A 17,986-nucleotide genomic window follows, 5' to 3' on the forward strand; every position below is an offset into this window, starting at 1 on the left:
CCGTCGACCGGTCGGGTGGAGGAGGGTGTTGCCAGTGGCGAGCGGAACCGGGGGGATCGTCCTGAGCACGGAGGAACTCCGCGAGGTCGCCCGTTGTGCCGCGGAGAGCGCGCAGGAGGTCCTGGAGGTCTTCGAGCGCGCACACCCGGGCGACTCCCGGCCTCGGGATGCGCTCGCCGCCGCACAGGCGTTCGCCCGGGGCGGCGAGCGCGGGAAGGCCCTGCGCGACACCGCGTGGGCGGCGCTCCGAGCTGCCCGCGACGCGGGGACCACGGCCGCGGGCCATGCCGCGCGAGCCGCGATGGCCGCGGCGTCCGCTGCGTACCTGCACCCGCTGGCCGACGCCCACCAGGTGGAGCACGTGCTGGGGGCGGCGGCCCACGCGGCGAGGGCGGCCGAGCTCGCCGTGGGCGGTGATCGGGGTGTCGGTGCTGCTCACGTCGAGCGAGCTCGCCGGCGCGCGACACCGGTCGTGGTCGACGTGCTCAGCCGCTACCCCGCGGCGCCGCCGGGTGGAGGGCGGGTCGGGGAGCTGCTCCGCGACCTGGACGAGGCCCTCCGCAGCTCTCCCGGCCCCGTGCCCGACGTCCCTGCTCAGCGCCCCTAGTCGACGGGGCCGGGGCCGGGGGTGACCGGCACGTCGAGGACCACCTCACCGGCCGTCGCGAAGGTGAAGGTGACCCGGACGGTGTCGGTGGGGGCGATCGGTGCGGTCACCTGCTCCAGTTGCATCCGCACGGCCTCGCTGACCGCCTCCACCTGGCCGCCGGCCGGCAGCTCGATGCCGTCGGCGCTCGGTGCGCCGGACTCGTCGAGCAGCTGGACGGACTCCGCCGCCGGGGTGCTGACGCCGACGAGCCGGTCGGCCTGCTCGGCGTCGTTCGTCAGCACGCCGCGCAGCGGGACGGAGGCCCCCGCCTCGACGGTGTCCTCGGCGTCGAGGAAGACGTCGTCCAGCGAGACCTCACCGACCGTGCCGTCGACCCCTGCGACGTCCGGGGTCTCCTGTGCCGTCTCGGCCTCCTGCCCGGCGGCGCAGCCACCCAGGACCAACAGGGAGGTGAGCGCCCACGCAGGAGGAAGAGTCCGTCGCACGAGAGCGCACGATCCCGACGCGACCGGCCCGGCACCAGGGGCGTGGGGCCCTGGCCGGACGCACGCGCAGCGATGGCCGCCCGCCCCGAGCGCAGCGACCCACCGGCGGGACCGCGGCCGCCGGCGGCCGGAGCTGCCGAGGCGGCCGCACGGGCCGGGGGCCTCCCCATCATGGCCCGATGGTCAGCGAGACCGACGTCGCCGGGCGGAGCGCCGGACAGCGCGCGCACCGGCTGGCCAAGCTGCAGGCCCTGCGCGACCGGGGCACCGCCGCCTACCCCTACCGTTGGCCACCGGACGCCACCGCCGCCGGCATCCGTGCGGCCCACACCGACCTGGCCCCCGACGTGCGGACGACGGACCGCGTGCGGGTCGCCGGCCGGGTGGAGCTGATCCGCCGGCAGGGCTGGCTGACCTTCGCCACGCTGCGCGACCGCACCGGCGCGGTCCAGCTCTACGTCGACAGCTCCGTCCTCGGCCCCGAGCGGCACGCCGAGTTCGACGACGTCGACCGCGGCGACTGGATCGGCGCCGAGGGCACCGTGATGACCACGAAGCGCGGCGAGCTGTCGGTGTGCGTCGAGGACTTCGCCGTCCTCGGCAAGGCACTGCACGCGCCGCCGCCGGAGCACGCCGGCCTGACCGACGTCGAGACCCGCTACCGGCAGCGGTACGTGGACCTGGAGGTCAACGAGCGCACCCGGCAGGTCTTCCGCATCCGGCACGCCGCCATCCGCGCGATCCGCCGGCACCTGGAGGACCTCGACTTCACCGAGGTCGAGGGCCCGGTGCTGCAGACCATCCAGGGCGGGGCCAGCGCGCGACCGTTCGTCACCCACTCCAACGCCCTCGACCTGGACCTCTACCTGCGGATCGCCCTCGAGCTGCACCTCAAGCGGCTGATCGTCGGCGGCCTGGAGCGGGTCTTCGAGATCGGCCGGGTGTTCCGCAACGAGGGCGTGGACACCAGGCACAACCCCGAGTTCACGCTGCTGGAGGCCTACCAGGCCTTCGGCGACATCACCGACATGATGGAGCTGACCGAGGGGCTCGTCACCGCCGCGGCGCGGGCGGCCCTCGGGGACGACCTCACCGTCCACCACGCGGGTCACGCGATCGACCTGTCCGCGACGCCGTGGCCGCGGAAGCGGTTCGCCGACATGATCGCCGACGCCACCGGCGCGCAGATGCACCCGGCGATGCCGATCGCCGACGCCCGCGCCGTGCTCGACCGGCTCGGCATCCCCTACGAGGCCTCCTGGGGCGCCGGGCGGCTGATGAAGGAGGTCTACGACGAGAAGGTGCAGCACTCCGTCGTCGGGCCGGTGTTCTGCGTCGACTACCCGCGCGAGGTCTCGCCGCTGGCGCGGGTGCACCGCGACGACCCCGCCTACGTCGAGCGCTTCGAGCTGATCGTCGCCGGCTTCGAGCTGTGCAACGCCTACTCCGAGCAGAACGACCCGGTCGAGCAGCTCGCCGCCTTCGAGGCCGAGGCCCGCGCCAAGTCGCACGGCGACCCGGAGGCCGGCGACGTCGACACCGACTACGTGCGCGCGCTCGAGTGCGGCATGCCCTGTACCGGCGGGCTGGGCATCGGCATCGACCGGCTGGTCATGCTGCTGGCCGGCGTCGACTCCATCCGCGAGGTCATCCTCTTCCCGACCCTGCGGCCCGAGGTCCCGGGCACCGGCCCCGACGGGGCGGTGCGCCCGCTGGTGGCGCCCACCCCGGTGCCCGCCGGTGGCACGGCCGGACCCGACGGCGCGGGGACGGCGGCCGGCTCGGTCGTCGCGCTGCCGTCGATGGCACCCTCGGCCGGCCCGATCCCGGCACCCCCGCCGACGGCGGGCACCCACCCGCTGGCCGTGCAGGCGCTCGCCGGGCTGACCGCGCTCTCCGGCGTCCTGCAGCTGCTCACCGCGCTGCCCGTGGTGCACGAGCGGCTCGTCGGCCGGGGTGCGGCGTTCGGCCCGCTGTGGGTGCCGGTGAGCGGGGCGGTCGCGTCGGTGGTGGTCGGGCTGCTGCTCCTGCTGCTGTCCGACCAGCTGGCCCGGCGCAAGGCGCTGGCCTGGCGGCTGGCCGTGGGGCTGTTCGCCGTCGGTGCGGTCGCGCACGTGGTCAAGGGCCCGCACCCGGTCGCCGTGGCGCTGTGCCTGGTGCTGCTCGCCGGGCTGGTGCGGTACCGGACGGCGTTCCGCGCGCCGGCCGACCCGCCGTCCCTGCTGCGCGTGCTCCGGTTCGTCCCGCTGTACCTGGCCGGGGTGCTGCTGTTCGGCCTGGCCGCGCTGTGGGCCGAGCGGTCGCGGATCGACCCGCCGCTCACCCTCGGCGGAGCGCTGCAGACGGTGCTCGCCGGGCTGGTCGGCCTCGACGGTCCCTACACCTACGGCTCACGGTTCTTCGCGGCGTTCTACCCCGCGGCGCTGCTCGCGCTGGGGGTCGCCGGGCTGGTCGTGCTCGCGGTGCTGCTGTTCCGGCCGCTGGCCGCCGCCCGCCGTCCGCACACCGAGGACGACTGGGCGCACGCGTCCCGGCTGGTGCACACCTACGGCTGGGACACCCTCGCGTACTTCGCCCTGCGCGACGACAAGACGTTCTTCTTCTCCCGGGACGGGGAGGCCTTCCTCGCCTACACCTACCTCGGGGGCTACGCGCTGGTCTCCGGTGACCCGATCGGGTCCCGGGAGTCCGTTCCGCGCGTGCTCGACGAGTTCCTCGCGATGTGCGACGAGCGGGGCTGGACGCCGGCCCTGCTGGCCGCGCGCGAGGCGAGCATGCCGCTGTACTCCTCGCGCGGGTTCCGCGCGTTCTACCTCGGCGACGAGGCGGTGATCGACTGCCGCCGGTTCTCCCTCGACGGCCCGGGGCGCAAGGGGCTGCGCGGCGCCGTCCGGCGGGTGGGGCGGAGCCACCGCTTCCGGCTCGTCGCCGAGACCGACGCCCCGCCGGCGCTGGTCGACCAGCTCAACGCGATCAGCGCCCGCTGGCGCGGCAAGCACCCCGAGCGCGGCTTCACGATGTCGCTGTCCCAGGACGTGCGCGGCCCCGGCGCCGACCCCGGGTTCCTGCTGTGCGTCGCGGAGGACGCCGAGGGCCGAGCCGGCGGCTTCCTGCGGCTGGTGCCCGCCTACGGGCCGTCGTTCGGCTACACGCTGGACCTGATGCGGCACGACCCGGACGCGCCGAACGGCATGACCGAGTTCCTCATCGCCTCCACCGCGACCGCGCTGGGCGCCCGCGGCGTCGCCCGGTTGTCGATGAACTTCGCGATGTGGGGCCGGCTGTTCTCCGACGACGTGCCGTTCACCCCCGCCCAGCGCGCGGCCCGGTGGGCGGTCGGCGTGCTGAACCCGTTCTTCCAGATCCAGTCGCTGCACGACTTCAACGCCCGCTTCGACCCCGAGTGGCTGCCCCGCGTCCTGGCCTACCGGCACCCTGCCGACCTGCCGCGGGTGGGGCTGCGCTACGCCGGCGCCGAGGGCTTCCTGGCGCTGCCCGGCCTCGGCGAGCTGCTCGTCCCCAGGGCCGTCGGCGGCGTGCCCTCGCCCTCGGCGCCGCAGCAGCGGTCCGCGGCGTGAGCCGGGTGGACCCCGCGTGACCCGGCCGGGCGCTCCGGCTCGCCTGGGCGTCCTGTCGCTGGCCATGGTCAACATCGCCTCGATCGTCAGCGCCCGGAACCTGCCGGTCATGGCGGAGTACGGCTGGTCGATGCTCGTGCTGTTCGCGCTGGCGATCGGCGTCTTCCTGGTCCCGGTGTCGATGGCCGCCGCCGAGCTGGGCACCGCCTGGCCGCAGGAGGGCGGCGTCTACGCCTGGGTCAAGCAGGCCTTCGGCGGCCGGACCGGCGCGCTGGCGGTGTGGTGCGACTACGCGGAGAACGTGGCCTGGTTCCCCACGGTGCTCTCGTTCATCGCCGCCTCGCTGGCCTACGCGTTCGACCCCGCCCTGGCGGGCGACCGGTTCTTCCTCGTCACGGTCATGCTCGTCGTCTTCTGGGGCACCACGGCCGCCGCGCTGGGCGGGGTGCGGACGTCGTCGGTGATCGGCGCGGTCGGCACGGTCGCGGGCTCCATCCTGCCCGCCGTCCTCGTCGTCGCCCTCGGCGCGGCGTTCCTGCTGCGCGGCGACCGCTCGGAGATCCCGTTCTCCGCCGGCGCGCTGGTCCCCGACGTCTCGCTCGGCAACATGGCCTTCCTCGGCGGGGTCATCCTGCTGTTCACCGGCATGGAGATGGCCGGCTTCCACGCCCGGGAGACCGCCGACCCCGGGCGGACGGTGCCGCGGGCCATCGCGCTGGCCGTGGCCGTCACCGTCGCCTTCTCCGTGCTCGGCTCGCTGTTCATGGCGTTCGTGGTGCCGCAGCGGGAGATCGACCTGGTGTCCGGGACGATGGAGCTGTTCTCGAGCGTGCTGGACCGGCTGGACATCGGCTGGCTGCTCGTCCCGCTGGCCGTGGTGGTCGCGCTGGGCGGCGTCGCCCACCTGACCCCGTGGGTGCTGGGGCCGGCGAAGGGGGTCGGCGCGGTCGCCCGCGAGGGGCTGGCCCCGGCGCGGCTGGGGCGGGTCAACGGCAACGACGTCCCGGTGGCGTTGCTGGTCGTGCAGGCCGTCGCCGGCTCGGTGTTCGCCCTGCTCTTCGCGCTGGTGCCCAGCGTCAGCACCTCCTACTGGATGCTCTCGGCGGTCACCGCGCAGGTGATCGTGGTGATGTACGCGCTGGTGTTCGCCTCGGTCATCCGGCTGCGGCACACCCAGCCCGACGTCCCCCGCCCCTACCGCATCCCCGGCGGGCTGCCCGGCGTGTGGCTCGTCGGCGGGGTCGGCCTGGCCGGCTGCGTCGTCTCCTTCCTGCTCGGTTTCGTCCCGCCGGCCCAGCTGCAGACCGGCAACCCGGTCGTCTACGTGCTCCTGCTGGCGCTGGCCACGGTGGTGCTGTCGCTGCCGCCGTTCGTCTTCGCCCTGCTGGAGCGCCGGCGCCGCGCCACGCCGGCCACGACGGGGTGAGGGCGCTGGACCCGGGTGGCAGGGTGCTCCCGTGCTGCCCTCGCCCATCGCGTCCCTGCTGCCGTGAGGTTCCTCGACGCGGACGCCGTCGCCGCACTCGGACCCGCGGCGGCGGTCCGGGCCATCACCGACGCCCTGCGCGGTGGGGTCGACCCGGCCGCCGACCCGCCCCGCATCCCGGTCGGCCTGACGCGGGGCCAGTTCCTGCTGATGCCGTCGGAGGCGTCCGCCGCGGCCGGGGTGAAGGTCGTGACCGTCGCCCCGGACAACCCGGCCTCCGGGCTGCCCCGCATCCAGGCCGCGTACCTGCTGTTCGACCGGGAGACCCTCGCGCTGCGCGCGGTGCTCGACGGGACAGCGCTGACCACGCTGCGCACCCCGGCGGTCTCGGTCGCCGCCGTCCTCGAGCGGCTGCCGGAGCGTCCGCTGCGGGTCGCGGTGGTCGGTGCCGGTCCGCAGGCCACCGGCCACGTCGCCACGCTGGCCGCCGTCCGCCCGCTCGCGGACGTCACGCACCTGGTGCGCGACCCGTCTCGGACCCCGCTCGACGCGGTCGGGCTCGGATCGCCCGGGGCCGACGAGGCGCTGCGGGCGGCCGACGTCGTCGTCTGCGCGACCTCGGCACGGTCGCCGGTGTTCGACTCCGCTCTGCTGCGCGACGACGCCGTGGTCGTCGCCGTCGGCTCGCACGAGCCCGACGCCCGGGAACTCGACGCAGCGCTGCTCGGGCGCGCCACCGTGGTCGTCGAGGACGTCGCCACCGCCCTGCGGGAGGCCGGCGACGTGGTGCTGGCGATCGCCGAGGGCACGCTGGACGCCGACGACCTGGTGCCGCTGCGCGACGTCCTGACCGGTGCGGTCGCCGTGCCCGCCGACCGTCCGCTGGTGTTCAAGAGCGTCGGGATGTCGTGGCAGGACCTCGTCGTCGCCGCGGCGGTCGTGGCACGCAGCGGAGGCTGACCGGGTCCTGCGGCGCACGAGAGTGCCCGGCGGCGCCGCGGTCCCCGGCTCACGTGACCACGGTGGCGATCGGCGGCGACTGCCGGGCGGCCGCCCCTGCCGCGATGAGTTCCGGCCGGGTCGCGGGTCTGTCCTGGTGACCGTCGCAGGACGTCGTCCGACGCTGCCCGGCACGAGACGCCACGGAGGAGACCATGACGACCACGTCGAGGAACCCGGCCACCGCGCTGCCCGGCCGCCCGCCCATCGTCGACCTCGCCACCTGGCAGGCCGCCCGGGACGAGCTCCTGGTCCGCGAGAAGGCCCACACCCGCGCGGGCGACGCCCTCGCCGCGGCCCGCCGCCGGCTGCCGATGGTGGAGCTCGACGGGACGGTCGAGGTCGTCGGACCCGACGGCCCGGTCCCATTCCTGGACCTGTTCCAGGGTCGCGACGAGCTCCTGGTCTACAAGCACATGTGGTACGACGGCGCGCCGCACCAGGGGCAGTGCGAGGGCTGCACCATGACGACCTGGCAGCTGAGGGACGCCGTCTACCTCAACGCCCGCGGCGTCTCGTTCGCCGTCCTGACCACGGGCCGGTGGGACGAGGTGGCGGCCTACGTCGAGTTCATGGGCTACACGCAGCCCTGGTACTCGGTGCGCGGTGTGGCGGAGCCGGTCGGCGGGGAGATGGGCCACCTCACCTGCTTCCTGCGCGACGGCGACCGCGTGTTCCTCACCTACTCCACGACGGGCCGTGGCAACGAGCCGGTCGCCGCGTCCTTCGGCCTGCTCGACAGGACGCCCTACGGCCGCGGCGAGGCGTGGGAGGACACCCCCGAGGGCTGGCCCGAGGGGCGCCACGCGTGCTGGTACTGGCGCGCGGACGCGGACGGGAACGCCACCTGGGGCCCGACCAGCCGCCCCGTGCCGCAGTGGACCCGCCCCGGTGCGACCCCAGTGGAGACCCTCGGCCGGCACGGCGACCACTCCTGACGCGCCGTCGCCGACGGCGTCGGGCACAGGTGTCGAGCCGGTACCGAGGGCTCCACCCGCCTGACGCCGACCGTCGTCCTCCGGTCCCTCGTGACCCCCGTCGACCGCCGATGGCGTCGTACCCGGCGGATCAGGTCTGGGCGGACCTGCCGGTCATCCGAGCCGGCTCACGCTGGCGCCGGTCGACGGCTCTGGGAGGGGGTCGGCAGCAGGCACCGCGTAGCGCACCCGGAGCGAGCCGCCGGGCCAGGTCTCGCTGTCCCGCAGGGTCAGACACACGGTGGGCCCGGCCGGATCGAGCAGCGGCGTGCCGGTGCCGAGCAGCACCGGTGCGACGAACAGCTCGAGGTCGTCCACCAGCTCGGCGCGCAGCAGAGCACGCATCACGGTGGTGCTGCCCCACACGATCGTGGTCCCGGTCGTGCCGGCCGTGCGGCGTGACCGGATGTGCTCGACGGCGTCGGGGACGATCCGCGCCGGTGGGTGTCCACCCCACGGCGCGGCGCCGAGCGTGGTGGACGCGACGGTCTTGGGCAGGGCGTTGACGAGTGGGGCCAGCGCTTCGCCCTCGGCCGTGGGCCAGAACTGGACGAACTCCTCGTAGGTGCGCCTGCCCAGCAGCACCTCGTCGACGGAGTCGAGCAGCGCCGTGTTGTGCTGGTCCGAGGCGGAGAAGTCGGGGACGGCGTCGAGGACGTCGGTCTCCCCGTTCGGGCCGGCGACCATGCCGTCGACGGAGACCCACTGCTGGACCAGGACCCGGCGCATGCGACCTCGCTCCGCGCGTTCCGCGGCCGGTCCGCGGACTCACTGCACAGACCGCCCGAGGCCCGCGCACTCATCGCTCCCCGTGGCCACGCACCGTCCCGCGTGCGCTCGACGGCGCAGCACGGTCCTCCCCGTGTCCCTGCAGCCGCCCTCTCGCGCAGTCCGCCGGAGCCGGTCGAACGGCCGGCTCCCGGACGTCCCCGCCGTCGACACCGAGCGGCAGCCGAAGCGCAGCCGCGGGTCAGGTGTGCGGCCGTTCCGCCGGGATCCGCGACGGAGGAGAGCCGGGGTGGTGCACCGTCCGCTTCCCACGGGGGCGTGGCCGCAGCTCGCTGACGAGCACGCCGGCGACGATGAGCGCAGCTCCGGCGAGGGCCAGGCCCGGCAACCGGTCGCCGGCGAGGCGGCCGACGATCCCGCCCCACACCGGCTCCCCGGCGTAGATCACCGTCGCTCGCGTCGGGGACACCGACTGCTGCGCCCAGTTCATCGTCAGCTGGATGAGGCAGCTGGCCGCCCCGAGCCCGACCGCGGCCAGCAGCCACACCCAGGAGAAGGCCGGGACGGCCTCGCCGGCGACGGGCATGACCGCCAGCGACAGACCGCCGCCGACGAGCAGCTGGACGACGGTGACCCGGCCGAGGTCGACGGTGCCGGCGAACACGCCGATGAGGACGATCTCCGCCGCGATCGCCACGGTGCTGACCAGCGTCACGACCTCGCCGGCGCTGAGGCTGAGCCCGGTGGCGCCCGGGCCGGCGAGCAGGACCAGCCCGGCGAAGGCCAGCGCCACGCCGGCCAGCGCCGCGGGCCGTGGGGCGCGGCGGAACACCGCCCACTGCAGCAGCGGCACGATCGGGACGTAGAGCGCGGTGAGGAACGCCGACGTGCTGCTGGGGATCGTCTGCAGGCCCAGGGTCTGCAGCGCGTAACCGAGGAAGATGGTCACCCCGATCGCCGCGCCTGCCCCGAGCTCACGCCGGGTGAGCCCGGCCAGCGTCCGGCGGAACACGACCACGCTGATCAGGCCGGCCGTGAGGAACCGCAGGCCGACGAAGAACAGCGGCCCGCTGTGCTGCACCGCCAGGTGGACGACGAGGAACGTCGCACCCCACAGGGCGGTGATGCCCACCAGCGCGAGCTCCTGCCGGGTGAGCGACGGCGCCGACCAGCGGGAAGGCGTGCGAGGACCGGACCGGGTGTGCAGCATTCTGCACACGGTAGGTGTAGGATCCTGCATGTGCAAACGCCGCGCCGGGACGTGCTGGTCCACGTCGGGGAGAACCTGCGCCGGCTCCGCCAGGCCGCCGGCCTGAGCCAGACGGCCCTGGCCGAGGCCTCGGGCATCAGCCGGCGCACGATCATCAACCTCGAGGCCGGCGAGGCCAACGTCAGCCTGTCCGGCCTCGACCGGCTGGCCGAGGCGCTGGGCGCCGGCTTCGTCGACCTCGTCGCCGCGCCGGCCGCGTCGACGCACGACATCGGAGCGGTGGCCTGGCGCGGCTCGGCGCCGGAGAGCGAGGCGGTGCTGCTTGGCAGCGCACCCGCCCGCTCCGAGGTGCAGCTGTGGTCGTGGGCGCTCGGCCCGGGTGAGCGCTACGACGCCGAACCTGACCCGGCGGGATGGCACGAGATGGTCGTCGTCACCGGGGGCCGGCTCCGCATCGAGCGCGACGACGGCCCGGTGACCCTCGAGACCGGTGGTCACGCCACCTACTCCAGCGCCCAGACCTACGCCTACGTCAACGCGCACGACGGCGTCACCCGGTTCATCCGCAACGTCGTCTCGTGACGCCGGAGTCCCGGGAGCTGCCTCCAGGACGCGGGTGCCGCGCCTGATCCCGGTGCGGCGTCATCGCACCGTCCGCCGTGCTCAGGCGGGGACGAGAGCGGCGTCCCGGGCCGCGGCTCGGGCCAGCGCGACCGTCGCGGCGGCCATCACGACGACGAGGACGCCGATGAGCGCCCACTCCGCGCCATCGGCCCGCAGCCGCTCCCCCAGCACCCCGATGCCCAGCGCGACGGCGACCACCGGCTCGCCCACCGTCACCGCCGGCAGCGACGCCTCCAGCGCGCCGGCCTGGTAGGCCGACTGCTGCAGCAGCGTGCCGCCGACCAGCGCGACGGCGAGCAGCCAGGTCTCCCAGCTGGTCAGCAGCGCGAGCAGGCCGTCGTCCAGCCGGCTCACCACTCCCTTGGTGAGCGCCGCCCCCACCCCGTAGGCCACGCCCGCGGCGACGGCGAGCAGCACCGCCCGCGCCGTCCCCCGGCGGACCGCTGCACCGGCCAGGCAGCCGCCGACCAGCAGGCCGAGGACGATCCACGCCGGCAGCCACGACCGCCAGCCGGCCCGGTCGACGCCCGCCGTCGGCCCTCCCACCACCGCGAACACGGCCAGCGCGAGCACGAGCAGTGCCGCCCACACCCAGTCCGACCGGCGCAGCCGCCGACCGCCCCAGCGGGCGCCGAGCGGCAGCGCGACCAGCAGGGTGGTGACCAGCAGCGGCTGGACCAGCAGCAGCGACCCCAGGCCGAGCGCCGCCGCCTGGGCGGCGAACCCGGCGGTGTCGCTGAGGGTCCCGGCCCACCACCGGGGCCGGCGGGCCAGCGCGAGCAGCAGCCGCACGCCGCCGGCGTCGGTGTCGGGGACGTCGGCGGCCGACCGCTGCTGCACCGCCGAGGCCACGGCGAACAGGACGGCGGCGAGGAGCGCGAGCGCTGCGGCCAGGCCGTCCACCGCGCCATGCTCCCGGTCCCCCGCCCGGCGCGGAACCCCCGCGCGCGGCCTCACGGAGCCGGTCGGCCCCCTCGCCGCCCGGCACGACCCGCGAGCGCGCGGTCGCACGCGGCGCCGGCGGGTGCCGCCGGCTGCCCCCGCGCGGCATCGTCGTCCGCCTGACCCGGGGAGGTGACGGCCGTGCGCCGCCTGTTCACCGACGAGGACTTCGACGTCGCCACCCGCAACGTGCTCGGCGGCGTGTTCGCCGGGGCCGCCGACGTCGGCGAGGTGCTCACCACCGTCGACCGGATCTCGGACGGCCGAGCCCGGTCCTGGGTCGACGAGTGGTCCGCGACCGCCGACCGGCTGCTGGCCGAGGACGGCAGCTCCGCCTCGACCGCGGCTCGGGCCCTGCGCGCCGCGAACTACCTCGCCGCCGCGACCGGAGCGGCCGACCGCACGGACGCGGCGGGTCTCTTCGGCGAGGTGTGGGAGCGGCACCGGAGGGCCTGGGACGCGTTCGTCGACGCCACCGACCTCCCCGTCGAGCGGCTCGAGATCCCGTACGAGGGCACCACGCTGCCCGGCTACCTGTTCCGTTCCGACAGGGCCGACGAGCCGCGCCGCACGCTGGTCTACAACAACGGCAGCGACGGGTCGGTGGTCGGCGCCTGGGTGCGGGGGATCTCCGGCGCCCTGGCCCGCGGGTGGAACGCGATGACCTTCGACGGCCCGGGCCAGAACGCCGCGCTCGTCCGCCAGGGGTTGCACTTCCGGCCCGACTGGGAGCACGTCGTCACCCCGGTCGTCGACGCCCTGGTCGCCCGGCCGGACGTCGACCCGCGGCGGGTGGCCCTGGTCGGCGTCAGCCAGGGCGGCTACTGGGTGCCGCGCGCGGTGGCCTTCGAGCACCGCGTCGCCGCCGCGGTCGCCGATCCCGGGGTGGTCGACGTGGCCACCGCGATGCTCGCGCACCTGCCGAAGCACCTCGTGCGGCTGCTGGACTCCGGGGACCGGGAGGTCTTCGACAAGGAGATGGCGTGGGGCCTGCGCCTGGCCCCGCGCGTCCAGGCGGTGCTCACCTGGCGGATGCGGCCCTACGGCACCACCTCGCCGTTCGACTTCTTCACCGCCGGCCGCGGCTACACGCTGACCGACGACGTCGTCGGGCAGATCACCTGCCCGGTCCTGGTCACCGATCCCGAGGACGAGCAGTTCTGGCCGGGGCAACCCCGCCGGCTGCACGACATGCTGCCCGGGGACAAGGCGCTGGTGCGCTTCACCGCCGACGAGGGTGCGAGCGGCCACTGCGAACCGCTGGCCGTCGGCCTGCGCGGCGAGCGCATCCTCGACTGGCTGGAGCGGCAGGTCGGCTAACCGAGCTCCTCGACCGGGCTGCCGGTCGCGTCGGGCTCCCAGCCGCCGCCGTCCGCCCGCGCCCACGCCTGCCCCGGACGCAGCAGCTCCACCAGGTCCCCGCCGTCCACGGTGCGGTGCGCGATCCGCCGCTCCCAGCGGGCGCCGGGGCCGTCGTCCCCCGGGAGGCGGGCCGCCAGGCCGACCGCGAGCACGCCGTCGGCGGGGAGCACCACCGCCGACGGGTCGGACGGCGCCGCACCGGGTGCGGCCACGGTCCAGGTGACCTCGCCCGACGGGTCCAGCGGCTGCTCGTGGGTGCGGTCGCCCGCCCGGAGGTAAGCGACGGCCCCTGCTGCGCCGGGCGGGGCGGTCAGCCGCAGCCGGAGCGGAACGGTCGGGCCGGCGTCCACCCGCAGGGACTCCACGACCGTCGAGCCGTCGTCGTCCGACAGCCGGTGCAGGGCACGGTCGGGGAAGCGCTCGGCCAGCGCGAGGTCCGCCGCGCCGCGCTGCTCGGCGTAGAGCACCGGCTGCCGCAGCGACGGGTCGTTCTGCAGGAACGGGGTGTCGCTCTCGAAGCCGAGGTCCCCCCGCCGCGGCAGGAACAGCAGCGCGTCGTCGAGGTCCGCGGCCGCGACGGCCCGCTGCACCGCCCGGTACTCCTCGGTCACCGCCCGGTTCCCGGCCACCGGACCGGGCACGGCGAGCGCGGTGAGCCCGACCATCGCCGCGACGACGACGGCGGCGGCCAGGGACCGCCTCCGTCGCACCACCCAGGTCAGGCCGGCGGCACCGAACACGGCCAGCGGGACGACCACCGGCAGCCAGTAGAACGGGCCGAACAGCTCCAGGCCCTCCCACTGCGCGCTGATCGCCCAGGGACCCCAGAACGGCAGGTAGCCCAGCGGCACGACGACGGCCAGCGCCGCGACCGCCCACCGCCCGGCGCCGCGCGTCCGGGCCAGGCCGAGGGCCGCCAGCGCCACGAGCACCACCCCGCCGGCGACCCAGCCGGGCGTCGCGACGGCGTTGGCCAGCAGGCCGGTCACCCCGTCGGCGGCGGTGAAGTGCACGGTGTACTGCGGGAAGACGCCGCGGTCGCCGAAGCCGAAGGTGTCCTGCGGGCCGGTGACGGTGAACGGGAGCCGGAACGGGCCGCCCACGACGACGGCGTTGTAGACGAGCGTCAGCGCGAGCACCGGCAGCGCCCCGGCCGCGACCCGGAGGACGACGCCGAGCCGGGACAGCCCGCCGCGCTCCCCGGCGAGCAGGGCGGCGAGCGCGAACGGCGCCACGGTCAGCAGCGCGTCGAAGGGCCGCGCGAAGGCCGCGACACCGGCCACCACGCCGGCCGCGACCAACCGGGGGGTCGAGCCGAGCCTCGTCCCCGACAGCAGCAGGACGGCGGCGCCCAGGCCGAGCGCCAGTGAGAACAGGTAGGGCAGGAACGTGCCGCTCTGCACGACGACCACCGGTGACAGCGCGAACAGCGCACCGGCGGCGACGGCGACGACCCGGTCGCGGAACACCTCGGCGGTCAGCAGCGCCACGAGCACCGCGGCCGCCGCGGCGCTGACCGCCAGGGCCGCCCGCGGCGAGCCGGTGAGCAGGTCGCCGGCCGCGATCACGGCCGGCCAGGGCGGGGTGTACTTCAGCACCACCCGGTCGCCGACCACTGCCGAGGCCCAGGGCCGGAAGGCGTCGGCGTCGGCGGGGAGGGTGACCGCGCCGGTCTGGATCAGCCGGGCCATGGCGACGTAGACGGAGTCGTCGCGGTTGAACGAGTAGAGCGGGAAGAGCGCCAGGTTGGTGAGCACGGCGGCCGCGCCGGCGACCAGCGCGAGGACGGCGAGCGCCGCCCGCCACCTCCCCGTCGTCATCGGGCGCGAGTCTAGAGAAGGGACCCCCTCGCCCCCCAACCGCTCGCGAGCTCGCGGCGGGCCGGGGTCCGTCACCGGTGCACGGCGGCCGCGGCGAGCGCTCCGAGCGAGTTCGTGGCCAGGTGCAGCAGGGCCGGCGCGAGCAGGCTGCCGCTGCGCAGCCGCAGCTCCGCGAAGAGGACGCCGGCGGCCGCGGTGCCCAGGCAGGCCAGCACGACCGCGCCGGTGCGCGCCAGCGGACCACCGGCCAGGTCGTTGGCCGCCAGCGCACCCAGCGTGGGCCGGACGTGCCACAAGCCGAACAGGGCGGCGGAGATCCCGGTCGCGCTGCGCCGGGACACCAGCCTGCCCAGCGCGGCCAGCAGCACGCCGCGGAAGGCGACCTCCTCCCACAGGACCGTCCCGAGCGGGATCCGGACCAGCACCTGCCCGGCGAGCTCCCCGCCGTCGAGGCCGGCCACCCGGGCGTCGCCGAGCAGTGGCCGGAGGGCCGGGACCGCCAGCGCCGTGCCGTAACCCGCCGCGACGACCGCGGCGCACGCCCCGCCCCACCGCGCACCCGCCGCCAGCCGCCGCCGGGCGAGCCCGAGGTCGGCCCAGGACAGGCCGCTCGCACGGGCCGCCGCGAGCAGGACAGCCGCCGCCGCGACGTTGGCCACGACGTAGGACCCGGGCCGGCCCGGGATCCGGTGCACGACCAGGTTGTTCCAGGCGCCGAGCACCGGGACCAGCGCCACGGCGAGGACGAGCACCCTCCTGCGGTCGGCTGCGCCAGCATGCACGGATGCGGTGTTCCCGCTCCGCGCGCCGGCTCACCTGCGCCGCGGCGGCCGTCTCCTGCGCCGCCGCGGTGGCCGTCGCCGGCGAGCTGTCGACGGTCGCGCTGCTCGCCGTGCTTGCCGCCGGTGCCGTCGTCGCCACGGCGGCCCTGGCCCGGCGGGCGGGCGCCGCCGCGGCGCCGGTCGGCCGGCGCGGGCTGCCGTGGCTCGGCTGGCTGGCAGCCGCAGTCACCTGGGAGCTGGCCACCCTGGCCGCCGACGACCTGCCCACGCTCAGCGACCTGGCCGACCCGGTCCTCGCCTCCCCGGTGCTGCGCGGCGGAGCGACCCTCGTCTGGCTGGCGGCGGGTGCCTGGCTGGTCACCCGGGCCGGTCCCCGGCGGCCGGGGTGACCGGCGTCGCCGGGTTCGCCGTCCTGCTGGTCGCCGCCGTGGCACTGGAGGCCGCGGCGCGGCGCGGCGCGGGGCCGGCGACCGTCGGTGAGGCGGTCGGCGCCGCCATGCGGACGACACCGGGACGGGTCGCCGTGCTCCTCGCCTGGGTGTGGCTCGGCGTGCACTTCCTCGCCCGCTGAGGCCCGGCCCGCTGAGGCCCGGAGGCGCCGGGTCCGGGTCCGTGGGAGGCCTCCCGGCTCGACCGGCGGGACTCGCGCCGGGGTGCCGCCTCCACGTACCGTCCCGGGCGTCGGTCAGCCCCGGCCGCCGCTGCTCCTCCCCGCGGAGGTCGCCATGGCCCACCCGACCGTCGCCGCCCCGCGGGTCCGGGTGCCGCCGGACGCCGGCGCGCGACGCACCCGCCTCCACCTCACCCCGTGCCCGTGAGCGAGTGGTGGCGGCGCGGCGCGGTCTACCAGGTCTACCCGCGGTCGTTCGCCGACTCCGACGGTGACGGCGTCGGCGACCTGCGCGGCCTGCGGGCGCACCTGGACCACCTCGCCGGGCTGTCCGTCGCCGCCGTCTGGCTCTCGCCGGTGTTCCGCTCCCCCATGGCCGACTTCGGCTACGACGTCTCCGACCTCTGCGACGTCGACCCGGTGTTCGGCACGCTGGCCGACCTCGACGACCTCGTCGCCGACTGCCACGCCCGGGGCATCCGCGTGGTCCTGGACTGGGTGCCCAACCACACCTCCGACCAGCACCCGTGGTTCCTCGCCTCCCGCTCCTCGCGGGAGGACCCGAAGCGGAGCTGGTACGTCTGGCGGGACGGCGCCCCCGACGGCGGGCCGCCCAACGACTGGCGCTCGGAGTTCGCCGCCGTCGGCCCGGCGTGGACGCACGACGAGCGCACCGGCCAGTGGTACCTGCACTCCTACACGCCGCAGCAGCCCGACCTGAACTGGGAGGACCCCGCCGTCGTGGCGGCCATGCACGACGTCGTCCGGTTCTGGCTGGGCCGCGGGGTGGACGGGCTGCGCATCGACGCCCTGCAGCGGCTGGCCAAGGACCCGCTGCTGCGCAGCAACGCCGGGTCCGACCGCCGGCACGACCAGGACTGGGAGACCGCGCACGAGCGGCTGCGCGGCATCCGGCGGGTCGTCGACGAGTTCCCCGACCGCATGATCGTCGGCGAGGTCTACCTGCTCGACCTGCCGCGTGTGATCGCCTACCTGGCCGGCGGTGACCAGCTGCACCTGGCGCACAACTTCGTGTTCGTCCACCTGCCGTGGGACGCCGCCGCGTTCCGCGCCGCGATCGAGGAGTTCGAGGCGCTCGCCGAGCCCGGGGCCTGGCCGGCCTGGTTCCTCGGCAACCACGACCACTCCCGCATCGCCACCCGCTACGACACCGATGACGGGGGCGACGGCGGGCACGGGCCGGCCCGCGCCCGGGCGGTCGCGCTGCTACTGACCGCGCTGCGCGGCACGCCCTTCCTCTACCAGGGCGACGAGCTGGGCCTGCCGGACGCCGTCGTCCCGCCGGACCGGGTGGTCGACGTCGACGGCCGCGACCCCGAGCGGGCCCCGATCCCGTGGCGGCCGCCGTCGGTGGCCGGTCCCGGCGCGGGCTTCACCACCGGGGAGCCGTGGCTGCCGCTCGTGGCCGACGCGGAACGGCTGTGCGTCGAGCGCCAGGCCGCGGACGCCTCTTCCACGCTGTCGCTGGTGCGCCGGCTCGCCGCGCTGCGCGCCGGCTCGCCGACCCTGCAGACCGGCCGGCAGCGGATGGTCGACGCCGGGCCCGGCGTGCTGGCCTGGCTGCGGGAGGACGACGACGACCGGCTGCTGGCCGCCGTCAACTTCACCTCCGAGCCCCGCGCGCTCCCCGTCGGCGGCGAGGCCACCCTGCTCGTCTCCACCGACCCCGGCCGGGCGCCGGGGCGGGCCGTGGAGCTGGGTCCGGACGAGGCCGTGCTGCTGCGCCTGACCGGCGGCTGACCCGCTTGTCGGCGGGCACCCGCCGGCACCACCATCGGCGACGGCCGGGGTCCGCGGGCGCGGAGGTGGTG

16 protein-coding genes are annotated in these 17,986 nt (G+C 76.1%); 10 read left to right on the forward strand and 6 right to left on the reverse strand.

What is annotated here, in order from left to right; all coding sequences use genetic code 11:
• Nucleotides 1-34: 34 nt before the first annotated feature.
• Complete coding sequence (locus BMW27_RS02965) at nt 35-607, forward strand: putative immunity protein (RefSeq protein WP_091438805.1); 573 nt, start codon at nt 35-37, stop codon at nt 605-607.
• Here BMW27_RS02965 and BMW27_RS02970 read toward each other — a convergent pair.
• The gene (locus BMW27_RS02970) at nt 604-1,095 is read right to left on the reverse strand and encodes a copper chaperone PCu(A)C (RefSeq protein WP_091438808.1); all 492 of its coding nucleotides are present in this window, start codon (nt 1,093-1,095) and stop codon (nt 604-606) included. The two genes, BMW27_RS02965 and BMW27_RS02970, sit on opposite strands and share 4 nt — an antisense overlap.
• 179 nt (nt 1,096-1,274) lie before the next feature.
• Between BMW27_RS02970 and lysS the strand changes: the two genes are divergently transcribed.
• The 4 genes from lysS to BMW27_RS02990 all read left to right on the forward strand — a co-directional run bounded on the left by lysS (nt 1,275) and on the right by BMW27_RS02990 (nt 8,036).
• Complete coding sequence (lysS, locus tag BMW27_RS02975; protein ID WP_091438811.1) at nt 1,275-4,673, forward strand: lysine--tRNA ligase; 3,399 nt, start codon at nt 1,275-1,277, stop codon at nt 4,671-4,673.
• A gap of 16 nt (nt 4,674-4,689) precedes the next feature.
• Nucleotides 4,690-6,099 carry an APC family permease gene (locus tag BMW27_RS02980; protein ID WP_091438815.1) on the forward strand — a complete coding sequence of 470 codons (1,410 nt, stop codon included), beginning with the start codon at nt 4,690-4,692 and terminating at the stop codon, nt 6,097-6,099.
• Nucleotides 6,100-6,162: 63 nt separating this feature from the next.
• Nucleotides 6,163-7,059: an ornithine cyclodeaminase family protein gene (locus tag BMW27_RS02985; RefSeq protein WP_091438818.1), complete on the forward strand. Its 897-nt coding sequence runs from the start codon at nt 6,163-6,165 to the stop codon at nt 7,057-7,059.
• 194 nt (nt 7,060-7,253) lie between these two features.
• Nucleotides 7,254-8,036: a DUF899 domain-containing protein gene (locus tag BMW27_RS02990; RefSeq protein ID WP_091438822.1), complete on the forward strand. Its 783-nt coding sequence runs from the start codon at nt 7,254-7,256 to the stop codon at nt 8,034-8,036.
• A gap of 153 nt (nt 8,037-8,189) precedes the next feature.
• Here BMW27_RS02990 and BMW27_RS02995 read toward each other — a convergent pair whose 3' ends face one another.
• On the reverse strand, nt 8,190-8,804 hold the full coding sequence (locus BMW27_RS02995) for a dihydrofolate reductase family protein (protein WP_091438825.1): 615 nt from the start codon (nt 8,802-8,804) through the stop codon (nt 8,190-8,192).
• Nucleotides 8,805-9,045: 241 nt separating this feature from the next.
• Nucleotides 9,046-10,014, reverse strand: a complete 969-nt coding sequence (locus tag BMW27_RS03000; protein WP_091438828.1) for a DMT family transporter — start codon at nt 10,012-10,014, stop codon at nt 9,046-9,048.
• A gap of 30 nt (nt 10,015-10,044) precedes the next feature.
• Here BMW27_RS03000 and BMW27_RS03005 point away from each other — a divergent pair, with 30 nt between their 5' ends.
• Nucleotides 10,045-10,596: an XRE family transcriptional regulator gene (locus BMW27_RS03005; RefSeq protein WP_217638019.1), complete on the forward strand. Its 552-nt coding sequence runs from the start codon at nt 10,045-10,047 to the stop codon at nt 10,594-10,596.
• Between the two features lie 81 nt (nt 10,597-10,677).
• Here BMW27_RS03005 and BMW27_RS03010 read toward each other — a convergent pair whose 3' ends face one another.
• A complete protein-coding gene (locus BMW27_RS03010; protein ID WP_245743266.1) occupies nt 10,678-11,541 on the reverse strand; it encodes a DMT family transporter in 864 nt (287 codons plus the stop codon).
• 180 nt (nt 11,542-11,721) lie between these two features.
• On the opposite strand from BMW27_RS03010, the gene BMW27_RS03015 reads away from it, so the two are divergent.
• Nucleotides 11,722-12,900: an alpha/beta hydrolase family protein gene (locus tag BMW27_RS03015; protein WP_091438833.1), complete on the forward strand. Its 1,179-nt coding sequence runs from the start codon at nt 11,722-11,724 to the stop codon at nt 12,898-12,900.
• On the opposite strand, the gene BMW27_RS03020 is transcribed toward BMW27_RS03015, so the two are convergent.
• Both BMW27_RS03020 and BMW27_RS03025 read right to left on the reverse strand, forming a co-directional pair.
• The gene (locus tag BMW27_RS03020; protein WP_091438835.1) at nt 12,897-14,762 is read right to left on the reverse strand and encodes a hypothetical protein; all 1,866 of its coding nucleotides are present in this window, start codon (nt 14,760-14,762) and stop codon (nt 12,897-12,899) included. The two genes, BMW27_RS03015 and BMW27_RS03020, sit on opposite strands and share 4 nt — an antisense overlap.
• A 71-nt stretch (nt 14,763-14,833) precedes the next feature.
• A complete protein-coding gene (locus tag BMW27_RS03025; RefSeq protein ID WP_091438837.1) occupies nt 14,834-15,514 on the reverse strand; it encodes a CPBP family intramembrane glutamic endopeptidase in 681 nt (226 codons plus the stop codon).
• A 32-nt stretch (nt 15,515-15,546) separates the two neighbouring features.
• Here BMW27_RS03025 and BMW27_RS03030 point away from each other — a divergent pair, with 32 nt between their 5' ends.
• The 3 genes from BMW27_RS03030 to BMW27_RS03040 all read left to right on the forward strand — a co-directional run bounded on the left by BMW27_RS03030 (nt 15,547) and on the right by BMW27_RS03040 (nt 17,915).
• Nucleotides 15,547-15,933, forward strand: a complete 387-nt coding sequence (locus BMW27_RS03030; protein ID WP_091438839.1) for a hypothetical protein — start codon at nt 15,547-15,549, stop codon at nt 15,931-15,933.
• The gene (locus tag BMW27_RS03035) at nt 15,930-16,115 is read left to right on the forward strand and encodes a DUF6186 family protein (RefSeq protein ID WP_091438841.1); all 186 of its coding nucleotides are present in this window, start codon (nt 15,930-15,932) and stop codon (nt 16,113-16,115) included. The genes BMW27_RS03030 and BMW27_RS03035 overlap by 4 nt, the downstream gene beginning before the upstream one ends.
• Before the next feature lie 243 nt (nt 16,116-16,358).
• Nucleotides 16,359-17,915, forward strand: coding sequence for an alpha-amylase family glycosyl hydrolase (locus BMW27_RS03040; RefSeq protein WP_091439781.1), 1,557 nt, complete (start codon nt 16,359-16,361; stop codon nt 17,913-17,915).
• Nucleotides 17,916-17,986 lie beyond the last annotated feature (71 nt).

This window comes from Geodermatophilus poikilotrophus, assembly GCF_900111455.1.
Taxonomy (GTDB): Bacteria; Actinomycetota; Actinomycetes; order Mycobacteriales; family Geodermatophilaceae; genus Geodermatophilus; species Geodermatophilus poikilotrophus.